The 16,862-nt window shown below is 62.5% G+C and carries 17 protein-coding genes; 5 read left to right on the top strand and 12 right to left on the bottom strand.

Annotated elements, in window-relative coordinates:
• Window positions 1-64 precede the first annotated feature (64 nt).
• The 9 genes from J3P84_RS24490 to cbiE all read right to left on the bottom strand — a co-directional run bounded on the left by J3P84_RS24490 (window position 65) and on the right by cbiE (window position 6,946).
• Complete coding sequence (locus J3P84_RS24490) at window positions 65-1,444, bottom strand: PepSY-associated TM helix domain-containing protein (protein WP_434626326.1); 1,380 nt, start codon at window positions 1,442-1,444, stop codon at window positions 65-67.
• A gap of 206 nt (window positions 1,445-1,650) precedes the next feature.
• On the bottom strand, window positions 1,651-2,070 hold the full coding sequence (locus J3P84_RS24485; RefSeq protein WP_434626325.1) for a DUF2946 domain-containing protein: 420 nt from the start codon (window positions 2,068-2,070) through the stop codon (window positions 1,651-1,653).
• 12 nt (window positions 2,071-2,082) lie between these two features.
• Window positions 2,083-2,562: a copper chaperone PCu(A)C gene (locus J3P84_RS24480; RefSeq protein WP_434626324.1), complete on the bottom strand. Its 480-nt coding sequence runs from the start codon at window positions 2,560-2,562 to the stop codon at window positions 2,083-2,085.
• 46 nt (window positions 2,563-2,608) lie between these two features.
• The gene (locus J3P84_RS24475; RefSeq protein ID WP_434569951.1) at window positions 2,609-3,007 is read right to left on the bottom strand and encodes a DUF2946 domain-containing protein; all 399 of its coding nucleotides are present in this window, start codon (window positions 3,005-3,007) and stop codon (window positions 2,609-2,611) included.
• 195 nt (window positions 3,008-3,202) lie between these two features.
• Window positions 3,203-3,526 carry a DNA-binding protein gene (locus tag J3P84_RS24470; RefSeq protein ID WP_434626323.1) on the bottom strand — a complete coding sequence of 108 codons (324 nt, stop codon included), beginning with the start codon at window positions 3,524-3,526 and terminating at the stop codon, window positions 3,203-3,205.
• A gap of 4 nt (window positions 3,527-3,530) precedes the next feature.
• On the bottom strand, window positions 3,531-3,866 hold the full coding sequence (locus J3P84_RS24465) for a type II toxin-antitoxin system RelE/ParE family toxin (protein ID WP_434626322.1): 336 nt from the start codon (window positions 3,864-3,866) through the stop codon (window positions 3,531-3,533).
• A gap of 56 nt (window positions 3,867-3,922) precedes the next feature.
• Window positions 3,923-4,648, bottom strand: a complete 726-nt coding sequence (locus J3P84_RS24460; RefSeq protein ID WP_434626321.1) for a cobalt-precorrin-6A reductase — start codon at window positions 4,646-4,648, stop codon at window positions 3,923-3,925.
• On the bottom strand, window positions 4,645-5,742 hold the full coding sequence (locus J3P84_RS24455; RefSeq protein ID WP_434626320.1) for a cobalt-precorrin-5B (C(1))-methyltransferase: 1,098 nt from the start codon (window positions 5,740-5,742) through the stop codon (window positions 4,645-4,647). The genes J3P84_RS24460 and J3P84_RS24455 overlap by 4 nt, the downstream gene beginning before the upstream one ends.
• The gene (cbiE, locus tag J3P84_RS24450; protein ID WP_434626319.1) at window positions 5,735-6,946 is read right to left on the bottom strand and encodes a precorrin-6y C5,15-methyltransferase (decarboxylating) subunit CbiE; all 1,212 of its coding nucleotides are present in this window, start codon (window positions 6,944-6,946) and stop codon (window positions 5,735-5,737) included. The genes J3P84_RS24455 and cbiE overlap by 8 nt, the downstream gene beginning before the upstream one ends.
• Before the next feature lie 324 nt (window positions 6,947-7,270).
• Here cbiE and cobG point away from each other — a divergent pair, with 324 nt between their 5' ends.
• The 4 genes from cobG to cobJ are packed head-to-tail and all read left to right on the top strand — an operon-like array spanning window position 7,271 to window position 11,634.
• Window positions 7,271-8,590, top strand: a complete 1,320-nt coding sequence (cobG, locus tag J3P84_RS24445) for a precorrin-3B synthase (RefSeq protein ID WP_434626318.1) — start codon at window positions 7,271-7,273, stop codon at window positions 8,588-8,590.
• Entirely contained in the window at window positions 8,583-9,209 is a 627-nt protein-coding gene (locus tag J3P84_RS24440; RefSeq protein WP_434569945.1) for a precorrin-8X methylmutase, read from the top strand. Before cobG ends, J3P84_RS24440 begins: the two co-directional genes overlap by 8 nt.
• Complete coding sequence (locus tag J3P84_RS24435) at window positions 9,209-9,940, top strand: precorrin-2 C(20)-methyltransferase (RefSeq protein ID WP_305501368.1); 732 nt, start codon at window positions 9,209-9,211, stop codon at window positions 9,938-9,940. Before J3P84_RS24440 ends, J3P84_RS24435 begins: the two co-directional genes overlap by 1 nt.
• The gene (gene cobJ / locus J3P84_RS24430) at window positions 9,937-11,634 is read left to right on the top strand and encodes a precorrin-3B C(17)-methyltransferase (protein WP_434626316.1); all 1,698 of its coding nucleotides are present in this window, start codon (window positions 9,937-9,939) and stop codon (window positions 11,632-11,634) included. Before J3P84_RS24435 ends, cobJ begins: the two co-directional genes overlap by 4 nt.
• 24 nt (window positions 11,635-11,658) lie before the next feature.
• Here the strand turns inward: cobJ and J3P84_RS24425 are convergent, their stop codons facing one another.
• Window positions 11,659-12,318: a hypothetical protein gene (locus tag J3P84_RS24425; protein WP_434626315.1), complete on the bottom strand. Its 660-nt coding sequence runs from the start codon at window positions 12,316-12,318 to the stop codon at window positions 11,659-11,661.
• 220 nt (window positions 12,319-12,538) lie between these two features.
• On the opposite strand from J3P84_RS24425, the gene J3P84_RS24420 reads away from it, so the two are divergent.
• Window positions 12,539-13,360 carry a hypothetical protein gene (locus J3P84_RS24420; protein ID WP_434626314.1) on the top strand — a complete coding sequence of 274 codons (822 nt, stop codon included), beginning with the start codon at window positions 12,539-12,541 and terminating at the stop codon, window positions 13,358-13,360.
• 4 nt (window positions 13,361-13,364) lie between these two features.
• Here the strand turns inward: J3P84_RS24420 and J3P84_RS24415 are convergent, their stop codons facing one another.
• Both J3P84_RS24415 and J3P84_RS24410 read right to left on the bottom strand, forming a co-directional pair.
• Window positions 13,365-13,961, bottom strand: coding sequence for a MarC family protein (locus tag J3P84_RS24415; RefSeq protein WP_039593516.1), 597 nt, complete (start codon window positions 13,959-13,961; stop codon window positions 13,365-13,367).
• A 62-nt stretch (window positions 13,962-14,023) separates the two neighbouring features.
• Window positions 14,024-16,798 (bottom strand): response regulator, encoded by a 2,775-nt coding sequence (locus J3P84_RS24410; RefSeq protein ID WP_434626313.1) that lies wholly within the window; start codon window positions 16,796-16,798, stop codon window positions 14,024-14,026.
• Window positions 16,799-16,862: the final 64 nt, after the last annotated feature.

Here is a 16,862-nt window from a genome sequence, read left to right as displayed (position 1 = left end):
TTTAGGTTTGGAAGGCGGGCGCGATTGTAGAGCTTTCGCGCCGCTTTCCGTTAACGCGCAATTCTCAGCTTGAAGATGAAGCGGCCTCAGGCTGGCGATTGAACCGGGTAACAAGCCGGTCCAACAGCCACACCACCACCAGCGACGCCCCCACCAACGGGAACACCACCGCCAGGGCCAACATGATGAACACACCGGTCTTCCACGTCGGCAGGTCGTGGCGCAGTGGCGGCACGCCGAACTTGCCCTGGGGCCGGCGTTTCCACCAGATCACCATTCCGCTCACGGCGCTGAGCAGGATCATCAGGCAGATCAGCAGGACGATGATCTGGTTCACCGGACCGAACATCTTGCCTTCGTGCAGCATCACCCCGGTTTCAGTGGCGCGGGCAACGAGGTTGTAGTGCTCCCAGCGCACGTCGGCCAGGACTTTTCCGGTGTACTGGTCCACGTGCAAGGTCGCGTCGTTGCGCGGGTCATCGGCAAACACGGCGATGGTGAATACGCCCGAGGCGGTCGTTGGCAGGGTGATGCTGTAGCCGGGCTCGACCTTGCGCTCGGTGGCGATGTCCTGCACCGCTTGCAAACTGACGGTCGGCGCGGCGGGGCCTTCGTGCATGCCGCCGTGGGCCATGTGTTCGGCGTGGTCGCCGGACATCGGCATTGGCGTGTTCTCTACCGCCCAGGGCACGGTCTGGCGATGGGCATTGTTGAGGCTGCCGGCCTCGATGTCGGACTTCGGTACGTCGTTCCACATCGCCGCCGGAAAGCGGTTCCACAGGTCCGCGTACTGCTTGCCCCAGAAGCCGGTCCAGGTCATGCCGCTGAGCAGCATCACCAACAGGAACGCCGCGCCCCAGAAACCGACAACGATGTGCAAGTCGCGCCAGAACACCCGACCGCGAGCGCTCCAGCGCGGCCACAGCACACCGGCCGAGGATTGCCCGCGCGGCCACCACAGGTACAATCCGGAAACCACCAGCACCACGCCCCAACCGGCAGCCATTTCCACCAGCCGGTCACCGACGGTGCCGATCAGCAATTCACCGTGAATCGCCCGGGCCATGGCTTGCAGGTTGTCTTTCGCGTCCTGCTCGCCGAGCACGTCGCCGTGGTACGGGTCGATGAACACATTCAGCTCCCGACCCTTGTCGATCACCACGAATTGCGCGCTGCGCTCGGCGTTGATCGGCGGCAGGTACTGTTTGACCTGGCCTTCGGGGTAGGCCTGGCGGACCTGCTTGAGCAGGTCGTCCGCCGCCAGGGTGTGATGCCCGGCCGGTACGTTCAGCAGGTTGCCGTACATCAATGGATCGAGTTGCGGCTTGAACAGGTAGATGATCCCGGTCAGGGCCAGCATCACCATGAACGGCGCCACGAACAGCCCGGCATAAAAATGCCAGCGCCAGGCCAGGTTGTAGAAATTGGGTTTCGGTTGGCTCATTGCAAAGCGCTCCGCAGGGCAAATTCGGTTCTTCAAATATCGGCTGAGCGATGCAACCTCTGTGGGAGCGAGCCTGCTCGCGAAAGCTTTCGCGAGCAGGCTCGCTCCCACGGGTTTTATGTTTGCTTCGACCCAGATGTCAGGCACTCATCCGTGTCCAGGGCAGCGTTGGGCTGTCCTTTGCGACCGGGTGAGCAGGTGCGGGCTTACGCGTCGAGTGGCGGTGCGCGGGTGCGGGCGCCCGGAAAGAACGCCGTCCGGGCATGACCCAGGCGCGGGGAAGGGCTGGTGTAGGTGTGGCTGGGAGGGGTGTCGAAGACGGCGAATGTGTGGCCGCCGGGCAGCGCCGGGCAGTTGAACAGCAGGCTGCAATAACCGCATTTTTCCCATAACGCGTGGTGTTCGCTCTGGGGCGCGCAGTGTTCTTGCGCCGGCATGTCCATGCTCATATCCATATCCATGCTCATGGACACAGGCATGGACATGCGCTGATCCATCGGCATCAACTGGGAAACCAGTGGTCCGATAAAGATCATCAGCATGGCGAACAGGCTGATCCAACTGCCGCGTGTCAGGCTCATGGGCTGACGGCGGTGCCTGGACGGGCTGGCGCGACGAGGTTGCATGGGCGGCTACGTCTACTGGGCGTGCTGGTGTGTCTTGGTGCCGTCGGGTGCTTTTTTCTGCACCGCGACATCCACCGTCACGTCCCCGGCCTTTTCGAAATGCAGGGTCATGGGGAAACGTTTGCCGTCGCTGAGCAAGCTGCGGTCCTTCAGGTCCAGCAACATCACGTGATAGGCCATCGGCGCGAAGGTGACGGTCGCACCGGGGGCGATGGCGACGACGGGCACCGCTTGCATTTTCATCAGGTCGTTTTGCATCACATGCTCATGGAGCTCGGCCTTGCCGGCAATCGGCGAGTCGACGCCGAGCAGTTTGTCGGCGGTGGCGCCGCCGTTGTGAATCACGAAGTACGCGGCCACGGTTGGCGCGTTGGGCGGCAACTCCTGGGACCACGGGTGGGCGATCTCAAGCTCGGCGGCCTTGTACTGGTGAGCCTGGGCGAAGCCAACCGGGAGCAGCAGGGCGGCCAGCAGGATGAGTCTGTTCAACATGGCAATTCTCCGGAACGATTCAGGACGCAGTTTCATGCGGGAAGAATCAGGCCAGAGGCGAAGCACGGGGATTGAGGCTGGGCCATTGCTGGCGCGGGGTCGGGCTGTCGAGCTTTGCGTGGGCCGTACCGCGATCGGCCCGTTGTGCGTCCAGATACAACTGCGGGGCGTGCCCGGCGAGCGCCATCAGCGGTGCCGGGCCTGAGCAGCACCAGCAATGCTGCATCGTCGAGTGATTGTCTTTCTGTGGCGTGCCTTGTTCCAGCTTGCCGAGGGAAACCGCCAGCATCTTCGTGCCGCTGGATGAGCAGAAACTGCCCCACAGCATTTGTTCCGCTGGCGTACTGGCGGCTGCACCGGCGCTATTGGAAAGCGGCATGGCAAGCATGTTGAACAGCACTGCGAAGCAGGCGATCCAGGCAAATGCAAGCCGTTGTCGGGACATGGGGCAATCCGCTCGGTTGGGCGATCAGGTGGCGGTATTTAGCCTGATCGGTGTCCAGAAGTAAAAAGGCCACGTGCGGTGTAGGGTCGCAGGGCTGGTGTTAACAGTAGCAATGGATTTTCAAATGGGTGCTTTTTAGATAAGTAGTCTTGCTTCTGGTTTGGGACACACCCGATGCCTCCCGTTCGGGCAGTCTCAATGCGCCGGTACGGCATGTACCTGCATGTCGACTCCCAAAGTGGTACGGATGACCGCAAATATCGCGGCCAGGTTATCCATGCTTGGATTACCTTTGGCTGAAAGCATCCGGTGCAGGCTTTTACTGGGTCTGGACGTTTCCTTTGCCAGTTCTTCGAATCCCACGGTGGCGTTAACAAGATCGCGAAGAATCATCCTCGCCATCTCGGGTTCTCCGTTTAAAAACAAGGTTGCGGCCTCGTCCAGCAGGATCTGGGCAAACTCAGGATCTCGCTGGGCGCGTTCGGCAATTGTATGTTTGTAGCTGCGTGTGAGAGCCATTGCGTTACCTCGTGTGCCTTTCTGCTTTTTTTCGGACCTGGAATTCGGCAACAAGCGTTTTCGCCTGCTTGACGTCTTTTTTCTGACTGGACTTGTCACCCCCGCCAAACAGGATGATCAGGCGCTTTCCTTCTTGGATCAGGTAAATCCGATAACCTGGACCCCAGTTGATACGGAACTCGCCCAATCCGTCGAACCACTTGATATTTGACGTGTTGCCCAGCTCCAGGCGCATCAATGCGTTAGAGACCTTGAAGGCCGCTTGGGCGTCCAGGCTGGAAAACCAACGCTTGAAAGGGCTAGTGTCGTTGTCTTGCAAATATTCTTCGAGTTTGATCATGCGCGGCCCTGAAGGTAACAAATAGGTTACTGTTCATGCAAGGCAGCGATCTTGTCTCATCCGTTCGGAAGCGCCAACGCCTCAAGTGTTGCTTCAAGCGTCCAAAACTCCCGATCCACCCCCGCCAACACCGGCCGCTTCAACACCAGCACCGGCACCCCCCGCTCCCGGGCCACCTCCAGCTTCGGCTCGGTGGCCGTGCTGCCGCTGTTCTTGCTGACCAGCACATCGATTCGTCGCCGTTCGAACAGTTCGCGTTCACCGTCAATGTGAAACGGCCCACGGGCGCCGATGACTTCGCAGCGTCCGTTGCCGGGGTAAACGTCCAGTGCTCGCAGCGTCCAGAACTGTTCGGCGGGGATTTCATGCAGATGCTGCAGCGGCTCCCGGCCCAGCGTGAACAAGGGGCGGCGAAAAGGCTGCAAGGCCTGGATCAGTTCGGCCCAGTCGGCCACTTCGCGCCAGTCATCGCCGGCCCGTGGGCGCCAGGCCGGACGGCGCAGGGCCCAGCAGGGGATGGCGCAGGCGCGGGCGGCACGGGCGGCGTTGTAGCTGATTTGCGCGGCGTAGGGGTGGGTTGCGTCCAATAGCAGGTCGATGCCCTCGGCGCGAATGAATTGCGCCAGGCCTTCGGCGCCGCCGTAGCCGCCGACACGTACCTGGCAGGTCAGGTCGGTGGGGACGCGACCGATGCCCGCCAAGCTGTAGATGTGCTCGGGGCCGAGCGTGCGAGCGATGGCCAGGGCCTCGGTGACGCCACCGAGGAGCAGGATGCGTTTCATTTAAAGGCTCCAGCGTGGCCGACGATTGCGCCCTGACGGTCGATGGCGAAGACTTCGACCTGGACCTGGGCCGGGACCACGCTGCGAGCGAAGGCCAGGGCGTGCTCGCACACGGCATCACCGAGGGCGATGCCGACGGCGCTGGCCATCGCGAGGGCTTGCTGGCTGGTGTTGGCTTGACGAATGTCGTGCTGCAACTTCTCATCGGCACCGATTGCCGTCGCCCATTTGGCCAGTTGTGGCAGGTCGATGCTTGAGTGGCGGCTGTGCAGGTCCATATGCCCGGCGGCGAGTTTGCTGATCTTGCCGAAGCCGCCGCAAAGACTGAGCTTTTCCACCGGCACCTTGCGCACATGCTTGAGCACGGCGCCGACAAAGTCGCCCATTTCGATCAGGGCGATTTCCGGCAGGTTGTAGACCCGGCGCATGGTGTCTTCGCTGGCATTGCCGGTGCACGCGGCGATGTGCAGGTAGCCGTTGGTTTTCGCCACGTCGATGCCCTGGTGGATCGACGCTATGTAGGCTGCGCAGGAAAACGGCCGGACGATGCCGCTGGTGCCGAGGATCGACAGACCGCCGAGGATCCCCAGTCGCGGGTTCATGGTTTTCAGCGCCAGGGCTTCGCCGCCCTCGACATTGACTGTGACTTCGAACCCCCCGGCATAACCGCTTTCCTCGGCCAGGCGACCCAGGTGATCGTTGATCATTTTGCGCGGCACCGGGTTGATCGCTGGCTCACCGACAGCCAGGACCAGTCCCGGTCGCGTCACCGTGCCGACGCCACGACCGGCAACAAAACGCACGCCAGGTTCGGCAATCAGGCGCACCTGGGAAAACAACAGCGCGCCATGAGTCACGTCCGGGTCATCACCAGCGTCCTTGATCGTTCCGGCCTCGGCACCTTGTTCGGTCAGCCGGCAGAACTCCAGGCGCATCTGCACCTGCTTGCCCTTGGGCAGGACGATTTCCACGGCATCGGCCTCGGTGCCGCACAGCAGCAGTCGCGCCGCCGCCAGGCTGGTGGCCGTGGCGCAGCTGCCGGTGGTCAGGCCGCTGCGCAGGGGGGCGGGTTGCTCGGCGGTTTCGTCACGCATCGAGAGGTTTCGTCAGGTCCAGCAAGGTGATGGGCAAGGCTTGGCGCCAGGTATCGAATGCGCCCAAAGGCTGGGCCTGGGCGACATGGATGCGGGTCAGCTCACCGCCGTGGCGTTCGCGCCAGCTCATCAGTGTCATCTCGCTTTGCAGGGCCACGGCATTGGCGACGAGCCGACCGCCAGGCTTGAGCCGGGCCCAACAGGCATCAAGCACGCCTTCGCGGGTGACGCCGCCACCGATGAACACCGCGTCCGGACGCTCCAGATTCTCCAGCGCCTGCGGGGCGCTGCCGCGAATCAATTGGAGGCCGGGCACGCCAAGGGTGTCGCGGTTGCGTTCGATCAAGGCTTGGCGGCCTTCGTCGGCTTCGATGGCCAGGGCTCGACAACTGGGGTGGGCGCGCATCCATTCGATGCCGATCGAGCCGCTGCCGGCGCCGACGTCCCAGAGCAGCTCGCCGGGGGTCGGGGCGAGGCGAGCCAGCGTGACGGCACGCACGTCGCGCTTGGTCAGCTGGCCGTCATGCTCGAAAGCGCTGTCCGGCAGGCCGGCCAGGCGTGACAGGCGCTGCGTCGACGGATCGGCCCGGCATTCGATGGCGATCAGGTTCAGATCGGCGACCGCTTCATCGGACCAGTGCGCAGCGCAACCGTCGATCCGTCGTTCTGCCGCACCGCCCAAATGCTCCAGCACGGTCATGGCGCTCGAGCCGAATCCGCGCTCGCGCAGCAGCATCGCCACGGCGCTGGGGCTGTGGCGGTCGTTACTCAGCAGCAACAGCCTGACGCCACTGGACAAGTGCGCATTGAGCGCTGCCAGGGGGCGGGCCACCAGCGATAGCGTGACCGCGTCCTGCAAAGGCCAGCCCATGCGCGCCGCCGCCAGTGAGCAGGAGGACGGCGCGGGGACGACCTGCATTTCCTCGGCCGGCAGCTGTTTCGCCAGGCTGGCGCCGACGCCATAGAACATCGGATCACCACTGGCCAGCACGCACACCGGCTCGCCCCGTCGAGCCAGCAGCGGTTCCAGGGAGAACGGGCTGGGCCACAGCACCCGCTCGCCGCGGATGCACAGCGGCAGCAGTTCCAACTGACGGGCGCTGCCCAGTATCCGCGACGCCCGCAGCAATGCATGGCGAGCCGTTCGGCCCAGGCCCTTGAAGCCCTCTTCACCGATGCCCACTACGGTCAGCCAGGGGGTCATCTCTGTTCCTCGAATAAATGGGTTGATCGCCAGGCTTGTTGCCGCCGCGAACCGGGTCGCCATCATACCGTGCCTCGACAGGTCTGACGTGAACCATCCCCTGTGGGAGCGAGCCTGCTCGCGAAGACGTCGGTCCACTCAACATTTTCTGTTCAGGCAGACCGCATTCGCGAGCAGGCTCGCTCCCACCGTTTTGGATAACAGGCGTGCGGAAGTCGGGGCTCGCTGTCAGCAATCCGACCGGCAAGCTTTTCATGACCGCAGGCAAAGCAGGCATAATGGCGGCCCTCGCCGCTGCGGCGTTTTCTATTTACCGGTTCTGCCTTGAACGAACGTCCCTCTTCCAACGTCATTCGCCCCTCGGGTTGTCCGGGGTTGCTGCGTGTCGTCCAGGCACTGGACGGAGGAATCTGCCGAATCAAGCTCGATGGCGGCGTCATCCACGCGGATCAGGCCGAAACCGTCGCGTGGGTGGCCGAGCAGTTCGCCGGGGGCGTGATCGAGGCCACCAACCGCGGCAACTTGCAGATCCGCGGTATCGGCCCTGAGCCGGATGCGTTGATCGAGCCGTTGCTGGCCGCCGGGCTTGGCCCGCGCAAGGCGGCCGGCGATGACGTGCGCAACCTGATGCTCAGCCCCTCTGCGGGGCTCGACCGGCAGATGCTGTTCGACACCCGTCCGCTGGCCGCGCAGATCCTCTTCACCCTGCAAACCCATGAACGCTTCCACGAACTCTCGGCCAAGTTCGCCGTGCAGTTGGACGGTGGCGAAGCCTTGGCGATGCTCGAGCATCACCATGACCTGTGGCTATCGGCGCTTGTCCAGCACGGCGAGCCCTGGCTTGCCTTTGGCCTGGCCGGTTCGCCATTGGACACGCCGGCGGGCAAGGTGCCCCTGGCCCAAGGGCATGCCCTGGTGGTAGCGGTGCTGGAGCTGTTTCTCGAACTGGCCCGCCCGGACCAGAACCGCATGCGCCAACTGCTGGCTGAATGTGCCGTGGATGAATTCATGACCCGGTTAGCCGGCCGCGTGCCGCTGCAACCTTGCCTTGACTGGCGGCGGAGTGCGTCGCCCGGCGGCCTGCACATCGGTATTCATTCCCAGCACGACGAACGGGTCTATGTCGGCGCGGCGGCGCCCCTCGGCCGGCTTGATACGGTCATGCTGCGCGGCGCAGCGCAGTTGGCGCGGGAGAAGGGCGACGGCAATCTTCGCTTCACTCCCTGGCAAAGCCTGTTGCTGCCCAACGTGCGCCGCGAAAATGCGGATGCCGTGTTGACCCAGCTCGACGCGCTGGGCCTGTTGTGTTCGCTCGATCACTGCCTGGCGCAACTCATCGCCTGCACCGGCTCCAGTGGCTGTGGCAAAGGCCTGGCCGATACCAAGGGCGATGCCCGCCAGTTGGCGGATCTGCTGCAACGTCGGGGCCAGGCTTTGAGCATTCATCTGTCCGGCTGCCAGCGATCGTGCGCGGCGGCCCACATCGCCCCGGCGACGTTGCTGGCGGTCGCCCCCGGTCGTTATGACCTCTATTTTCGTGATGCCGCGTTGCCGGGTTTCGGCGCGCTGCAAGCACACAATCTGACAATCGAAGCGCTCGGCCACTGGCTCGACGCTCATCCCCGGAGCCCCCTTGATGCTTGATTACATCCGCGACGGTCAGGAGATCTATCGCAACTCCTTCGCGATCATCCGCGCCGAGGCCAATCTGGCGCGCATTCCTGCCGATCTGGAAAAACTAGCGGTGCGGGTGATCCACGCCTGCGGCATGGTCGAGGCGGTCGATGGCCTGCAGTTTTCCGCAGGCGCAGGCGCGGCGGGGCGCCAGGCACTGGCGGCCGGTGCGCCGATCCTGTGTGATGCGCGGATGGTGTCCGAGGGCGTGACCCGGGCGCGCCTGCCGGCCAACAATCCGGTGATCTGCACCTTGCGCGACGACAGCGTGCCAGCGTTGGCCCGCGAGCTGGGCAACACTCGCTCGGCGGCCGCGCTGGAGCTGTGGCGTCCACACCTGGAAGGTAGCGTCGTGGTCATCGGCAACGCACCGACCGCGCTGTTCTATCTGCTGGAAATGCTCGATGCCGGCGCGCCGAAACCGGCCCTGATCCTTGGCTTCCCGGTGGGTTTTGTCGGCGCCGCCGAGTCCAAGGCGGCGCTGGCGGCTGACAGCCGTGGCGTGCCGTTCGTGATCATGCAAGGCCGCCTGGGCGGCAGCGCCATGGCCGCCGCCGCCGTCAATGCCCTCGCCACGGAGGTTGAATGATGCAGCAGCCTGGACGCTTGATCGGCCTCGGCGTAGGGCCGGGTGACCCGGAACTGATCACGGTCAAGGCCCTGCGCCTGCTGCGGGAATCGCCGGTGGTGGCGTACTTCGTCGCCAAGGGCAAGAAAGGCAATGCCTTCGGCATCATCGAGGCCCATTTGCAGGACGCGCAAACCCTGCTGCCACTGGTCTACCCGGTCACTACCGAAGTGCTGCCGGCGCCGTTGTCCTATGAAGAGGTAATCGCCGACTTCTATGACACCGCCGCCGAGCAACTCGCCGTGCACCTGGATGCCGGTCGCGACGTGGCGGTGATCTGCGAGGGCGATCCGTTTTTCTACGGCTCCTATATGTACTTGCACGACCGCCTGGCCGAGCGCTACGAGGCCGAGGTCATTCCCGGCGTGTGTTCGATGCTCGGTGGTGCCTCGGTGCTGGGAGCCCCGCTGGTTTATCGCAACCAGAGCCTGTCGGTGCTCTCCGGCGTCCTGCCCCACGACGATCTCAAGCGTCGGCTGGCCGATGCCGATGCGGCGGTGATCATGAAGCTGGGGCGCAATTTTCCCAAGGTTCGGCAGGTGCTTGAGGAATTGGGCATGGACGGGCGGGCGCTGTACGTCGAGCGCGCGACCATGGCCAACCAGAAAATCGTGCCGCTGGATGAAGTCGAGCCGATGTCTTCGCCGTACTTCTCGCTGATCATCGTCCCGGGCGAGCGGTGGCAGGGATGAGGAAACCGGCGGCAATTGTCATCCTCGGCCCGGGCAGTCTCGCGACGGCCCGACGAATCCAGCAGTGCTATCCCGATGCGCTGATCCATGGCCTCGTCGGGCGGGTCGACGGCGATCGGCAATACCTTGAGTTCGGCACCACGTTGCGCGAGCTCTATCAACAGGACACGCCGATCATTGCGCTGTGCGCGGCGGGCATCGTCATTCGCACCCTCGCGCCGCTGTTGCTGGAAAAAGGCGTCGAGCCGCCGGTGCTGGCGGTGGCCGAGGATGGCAGCGCCGTGGTGCCGCTGCTGGGCGGTCTGGGCGGCGTGAATGTCATGGCCCGGGAAATCGCGACAGCGCTGCAAGTCGCCCCGGCGATCACCACCAGCGGCGAGTTGCGTTTTGGCACCTGCCTGCTCAATCCACCGAGCGGCTACAGCCTCGGCGACCTGGAACAGGGCAAGCGCTTCGTGTCCGACCTGCTCGCCGGCGAGCCGGTGCGGGTCGAAGGTGCGGCGCCGTGGCTGGACCAGGCGCAATTGCCCCAGGATGCGCAGGCACGGTTGGCGATACGCATCGACAGCGCCGCGGGTGTACCCGCGCCGGACGAATTGCGGATCTATCCGCGCAACGTGGTGGTCGCGGTGAGTGCCGGCACGCCGGACGTGTCGACTGCGGTCAGCGACGCGCTGCACCGAACCGGCCTCGCCGTGCAATCGCTGGCGTGCCTGCTGGCGGCGGACAGCGACATGGCCCGCGCCGAGTTGCACCACGCTGCGCTGGCGCTGGGTGTGCCGCTGCGCTTCGCGCGGGCCAGCGATGACATCGAGCAATGGTTGGGTGATGCGTTGGGCCTGCCGGTTTCGTTGCAACCAATGGGTGGCGTGGCCATCGCCGTGGCTGAGCGGCCCGTCGACCCGCTGCAGCTTGGCCGTGCGCGCGGACGTCTGGCGGTGATCGGCCTTGGCCCTGGAGCGGCAGAGTTGATGGTCCCGGCCGTGCGTGCCGAACTCGACCGCGCCAACGATGTGCTCGGCTATGAGACTTACGTGCGCATGGCCGGGCCTTTGCGGGCCGACCAGGTGCAGCATTGCACCGATAACCGCGAAGAAATGCAGCGTGCCCGACATGCCTTCGAACTGGCGGCTCAGGGCCGGTCGGTGGTGGTGGTGTCATCCGGTGACCCTGGCGTATTCGCCATGGCTGCCGCTGTACTGGAAGCGCTGCATGAGTCGACTGATGCCGACTGGCATAACGTCGACCTGCAAATCCTGCCAGGCGTCTCGGCCTCCCTGGCCACGGCGGCCCAGGCCGGCGCGCCGCTGGGTCATGATTTCTGCGTGATGTCCTTGTCGGATAATCTCAAGCCGTGGTCGATCATCGAGAAACGCCTGGACCTGGCGGCCGAGGCGGACCTGGCCCTGGCGTTCTACAACCCGATCTCCCGCTCCCGTCCTTGGCAACTGGGACGAGCGCTGGAAATCGTCGCACAACACCGCGCGGCTGATACTCCAGTAGTGCTGGGACGTGACATCGGCCGACCGGGCCAGACCCTGCGCGTCATCACGCTGGGGCAACTGACCCCGGACCAGGTGGACATGCGCACCATGGTGCTGGTCGGTTCCTCCACCACCTGCGTATTTCCGCGCGTCGAAGGTGGCGACTGGGTGTATACGCCGCGTTGGTACGGCGATAAGCCCGGGGCATGAAGTAGCGTCAGGGTGTCAGGTGATTTAATTGTCCATGGGGCGGTTCTGGCTGAGGTCGAATCGCTCCATGCGTTTTTTTCCCAATCGCCTGTTTATCAATACTCGCTGCCCGTCGAGTATCGTCTTGTTCAACCTCAGGTAGGCTTTTCGCTGGACTATCCTGGCTGAGCGTTTTTCCCAAGTCCAGAACAGGAAGTTGGTTCTCTTCATGTAGGCGTTCAGCTCAAGTTTGAAAACGGCGATATTGAGAAGGCCTCGCGCGTCGTAGCGGGCTGGAACTACTTGGAAACTGTCCCCTGAACCGCTTTCCCGGTCAAAGGACAACAGCGCCGGGCTGTTGGTTTTCAAGCTGTCGAGCGTGTCGATCATGGCATTGCCTTGCCGGCTATCGCTCATCCCGTTTGCGCTCTCGACCAGAAAGTCCGCCACAGAGCCTGTGAGGATATGTTGTGTTCTAGTAAATATTGCGTCCTGATAGATTGACCAGCCGAGAGCCTTCAACACACCGACATACTGTTCAAACCAACGCTCCGGATCGTAATAACGGTTGTGTTTTTCGTCAGCAATGAGGATGGCGAAGTTATTGCAATCGGCAATATCGTCATGCTCTGACAGGGAGAGTGTCTCGATGTATGAAAAAAGGCTGGGGCCCGTTATGAGGCCGGTGAGTGTTTTATTGGTCATTCCTTTTTATCCGTAAAGTTGAGTGATGTATTCATAAATACAAAAACGCGTGTGAACTTCAAGTGGTGGGGCTTGTTGTTTGGAAACCGGATGTTTTCAGGGGGGGCTGGTAGGCGCCCCGAACATGTTGTAATTGTTTGGCGTTTGTTGTTGGTTTGAAAAGTCACTAGATTCGACACTGTCCGCAGGAGCGGTCACTCAAATAACCAAGGAAGATTGTATGGAACTGTCTGAAAGTAAAATCAGCGTCGCAGAAACTATCGAGTTTATTAATGCGCGTATCGACAGGCGCAAGTCATCGGTTCCGGCCGGGCGGCGTGTACGCAGATCCGTTGTGCAGTCGCAGGTCAACCCGACCAAGGAACTCGATGCGCTGATGCTGGGCGACGCGCTGGTGGGTTATGGCAATAACATGACCCTCGAAAATATGACAATCATGGAAAACCTGATGAGCATGGCGATCCTCGAAGCAAACGCCAGCTTCCCCGATGGCAGGAATACGCGTGAGTGGTATGAGGAGTTCATACAGTGCCTGGAGTCTCTAGGGTGTTTCGTGCCCGACAGTGGCTATACCCGTTATTCCGAAAGTTCCGTGCGGGTAGACCTGGACCTGGTGATCAAGGATATCGTCAAAGGAATCATTGATGGAGTGAAGGCCGGTTTCCCGGCAGCGACGGTGCTTGGGGCCGTGGTGGATACCACGATCGATGGTTTGAAGCAGGACGACAAGACCATCAACCTCTTCCACAGCCAGGCGAAGACTTTTGATGGCGCGCGCTTGTCAGTCATCCCTTGTGAGCAGCTTTCCAACGGTCTCCTGATTGCTTCTGCCGCGTCGATAAAACACTCCGGCTCTTCGAATGAAGGCGGTGTTCTATTCGTAAACTGGCGGGCCTCGGCGCGGGAATTTTTCCGTGGTAAATCGTTCGTGACCTTCAACCCGGCCCGTTATGAAACGTTCAGGCAGGAAATCGAGAAATACCTGGGTGAGTATCGCAAAGAAGCATTGAGCAAAAGGTTCAGCCGTCGCAAGCGCGGGTAAATGGCTACGGGGCCAGATACCCTTTTACTCCAGTAAAAATGATCTGCGCCGCCAGCGCGCAGACAAACAGCCCCATCAGGCGGCTGACGATCTGCAGGCCTTGGTCGCCGAGGATCCGTTCGATGCGGCTGGACAGGTAAAGCACGACGCCAACGGTGAAGCTGGCCAGGGCGATGCTGATGATCGCCATGAGCTTGTCGTCCCAGTGCGGCTGGCTTACGCCCATCACCAGCAGGGCACCGATGGTGCCGGGGCCGACAGTCAACGGAATGGTCAGCGGGACGATAGTCACGTCCTGCTGGACATTGTCGGTCTGTACCGCCGATTTGCCCTGGGCCATGCCCAGCGCCGAAATGAACAGCACGCTGCCGGCGCCGATACGGAATGCATCCACGGTGATGCCGAACACGCTGAAGATGACCCGCCCGAACAGATAGAGCAATACGCTGGATACCAGCGTCGCGGTCGCGACCTTCCAGGCCAGCCGACGTTGCTCCTTGCGCGAATAGCCGCGGGTCAGGCTGATAAAACACGACAGCACGAAGAACGGGCTATAAAGCACCAGCATTTTCAGGTAAACGCTGAACAGCACATGGAGCATGGTAGAGGCTCAAGGCGGAGGAGGACGACGGGAGTCTATCAGGGGTTTCGGTGCCTGTCGGCTCAGGACGTCTGCGCCGTACGGTTCTGTTGGTCGCGCTGGGCTACCCAATGCTCGATCAGCTCGCGCAACTGCGACAGCTCCACCGGCTTGGCCATATGTCCGTCCATCCCGGCCTGGCGCGCGCGTTCCTTGTGTTCGGCCAGGATATGCGCCGTCAGCGCGACCACCGGGGTGCGGGTCCGTTGGTTGCCGACTTCCCAGGCGCGTAACTGCTGGGTGGCGGAGAAACCGTCGAGTATCGGCATCTCGCAATCCATCAGGACCAGGTCGTAGCGCTGCTCCTTCATGGCCTTGAGGGCTTCTTCGCCATTGCTGGCGGTATCGGGTTGCAGGTTGAGCTTGCCGAGCATGCCGCGGATGACTTTGGTGGAGATGCTGTTGTCTTCGGCTACCAGAATACGAAAGTCGCTGGGCACTTTCACCGGCAGCAGAGGGCCGGCATTCACCGGTGCAGTCGGGGCCTGGCCTTTGTTGCGCTGGTTGAGTTCGTCCGCCAGGGTGGTCTTGAGGGTATAACCGGCGACCGGTTTGGCGAGGATGCGCTTGACGCCACTGTTGCGCGCCACGATCTTGCTCGGCGCGTTGCTGATGCCGGTGAGCATGATCAACAGGATGTCGTGGTTCAGGCTCGGGTCTTCCTTGATCTTGGCCGCCAATTGCATACCGGTCATGCCGGGCATGTTCTGGTCCAGCAGTACCACGTCGAAATAATCGCGCAGGTGCGCCTTGGTGCGCAGCAGCGCCAGGGCTTCCTTGCCCGAGGGCACCGCGCTGACGTTCAGGCCCCATGCGCTGCACTGTTGCACCAGTACTTTGCGGCAGGTGTCGTTGTCGTCGACGACCAATACCCGCGCCCCTTGCAGCGGGCTGTCGAGATCGGAAGTCGGGTGTTCGAGGCGGTCAGGGTCCAGTGGCAAGGTCAGCCACAAGGTGCTGCCCTGGCTGCTTCCACTCTTGATGCCGAACTCGCCATGCATCAGCATGATCAACTGGCGGGCGATGACCAGGCCCAGGTTGCCCCCCAGCCGCGTGGCGGAGAGAAAATTCTTGCTGTGCAGCTCGGCGTGCATCAGCGTGTCGCGCTCCTCGGCGTCCATGGGCGAACCGCTGTCCTGCACCGCGATACGCAGGCGTGGCTGGTTGCTGCGTTCATCAAGGGCGACGACGATCAGCACTTCGCCCTCGTCGGTTTTCTTCAGGGCATTTTCCAGCAGGCTCAGCAGGGCCTGGCGCAGCCGCGTCGGATCACCACTGATGACGCGTGGCACCTGGGGCTGGATAAAGCTGATCAGCTCGACATTCTGCTGTTCAGCCTTGGCGCGGAAGATACTCAAGCAGTCCTCGATCAGCGCATTCAGGTCGAATTGCACATCGTCCAGCTCGATCTGGCCCGATTCGAGACGGGATATATCGAGAATTTCGTTGATCAGTGTGAGTAGTTCGTTACCGGCGCTGTGGATCGTCTGCACGTAGTCACGCTGCTTGACCGACAATGGCGTGCCCAGCAGCAACTCGGTCATGCCCAGCACGCCGTTCATGGGGGTGCGGATCTCATGACTGATCTTGGCCAGGAACTCGGCCTTGGCGTTGATTTCGGCGTTGCTTGCCGCCAGGTCGCGGCTGATGCTGAAGCGGCTCTCGTTGATCGACCGCTGGCGTTCGCCCAGCGCGACGCTCATCAACAGGCCGCTGATGCAGATGAAGACCAGCAGCGTGACGATCAGGCCTTGCGGCGCGACTTCCGTCAGCCCTTGCAAGGCCGGGAGGATGATCAGCGTGCCGAGGTTGAACACCACCATGGCGGCGACGAACAGGCGTGCCGGGCGGTAGCCTTTCTGCCAGTGCCAGGCGCTGACGAACAACATGCTCAGCCCGGCCAGCGCCACCAGTGCATAGGTGATGATGTTGAGCGGCAGCGTGTTGACGAACAACAGCAGCAGGCTGCATAGCACGATGAAGACGATTTCCCCCACCAGCAGCCGGTTCAGCGGATGCTCGCCCAGCGGCGCGAAGAAACGAAAAGCGAACATCAAGCCGCAGGGCGCCGTCAGCAACAGCGCCAGGTACGCTCCCGGCGTCTGGATCGCCGGCCAGTCAGGCAGCCAGGCCCCGGCCAGGTTCAGCAACAGGATCAGGCTGAGCATCAGCAACCCTTCACAGGCTGCCAGCCACAGGCAACTGCGCGAGCGGGTATAGGCGTAACGGGTGAGGTTGTGCAGGATCAACATGGCGATGCAGCCGAACAGCAGGCCGTAGATCAGCGTCTGGTTCTGGTTGGCCGCCGCCATGATGGCCGGTTGCAGCGTGACGTAGGGGCGCAGTTCGTACCGGGAGGCCAATCGCAGGTAGACGTCGAGGGGCTTGTCGCTGCGCGGCAGTGCCAGCATGAGATCACTGCTGGGAGCGGACTGTCCGGTATCTGGCGAGGCATTGCCACTGATCTGTTGATCAATCAGCGTATCGCCGTCCAGCACATAAAGATTCAGGCGCGACAGGTCTGGAGCAAAGATGCGCAGAATCTGTTCATGCCGGTCAGGCGCCAGCCGGAAACGCAGCCATAACGCTCCGCCGGGTTCGGCCGCCTTGAGGTGGTCCAGGTCTATCGGGCTGAATTGATTGGTGTAGCGGGCAGAGCGGATGTCGCTCAGCTTCAGGTTACCCTGTTCGTCGAGCAATATTGCCCAGCCACTGCCCGGCGCGGCCTGGGCCGGGAACATGCAGAGCAATGTCAGCAGGGTAACGGTGAAGCCTATGGCAATCCTGAGCCAGCGCACGGCGAAATCCCTTCATAGGTTGATGCCAGATTATAACTATGCGCGGCGCCCCGGCAGCCAGGCA

It is taken from the genome of Pseudomonas sp. Z1-29, assembly GCF_051131995.1.
In the GTDB taxonomy this organism is placed as follows: Bacteria; Pseudomonadota; Gammaproteobacteria; order Pseudomonadales; family Pseudomonadaceae; genus Aquipseudomonas.
This window is presented reverse-complemented; position numbering and strand designations above follow the sequence as displayed.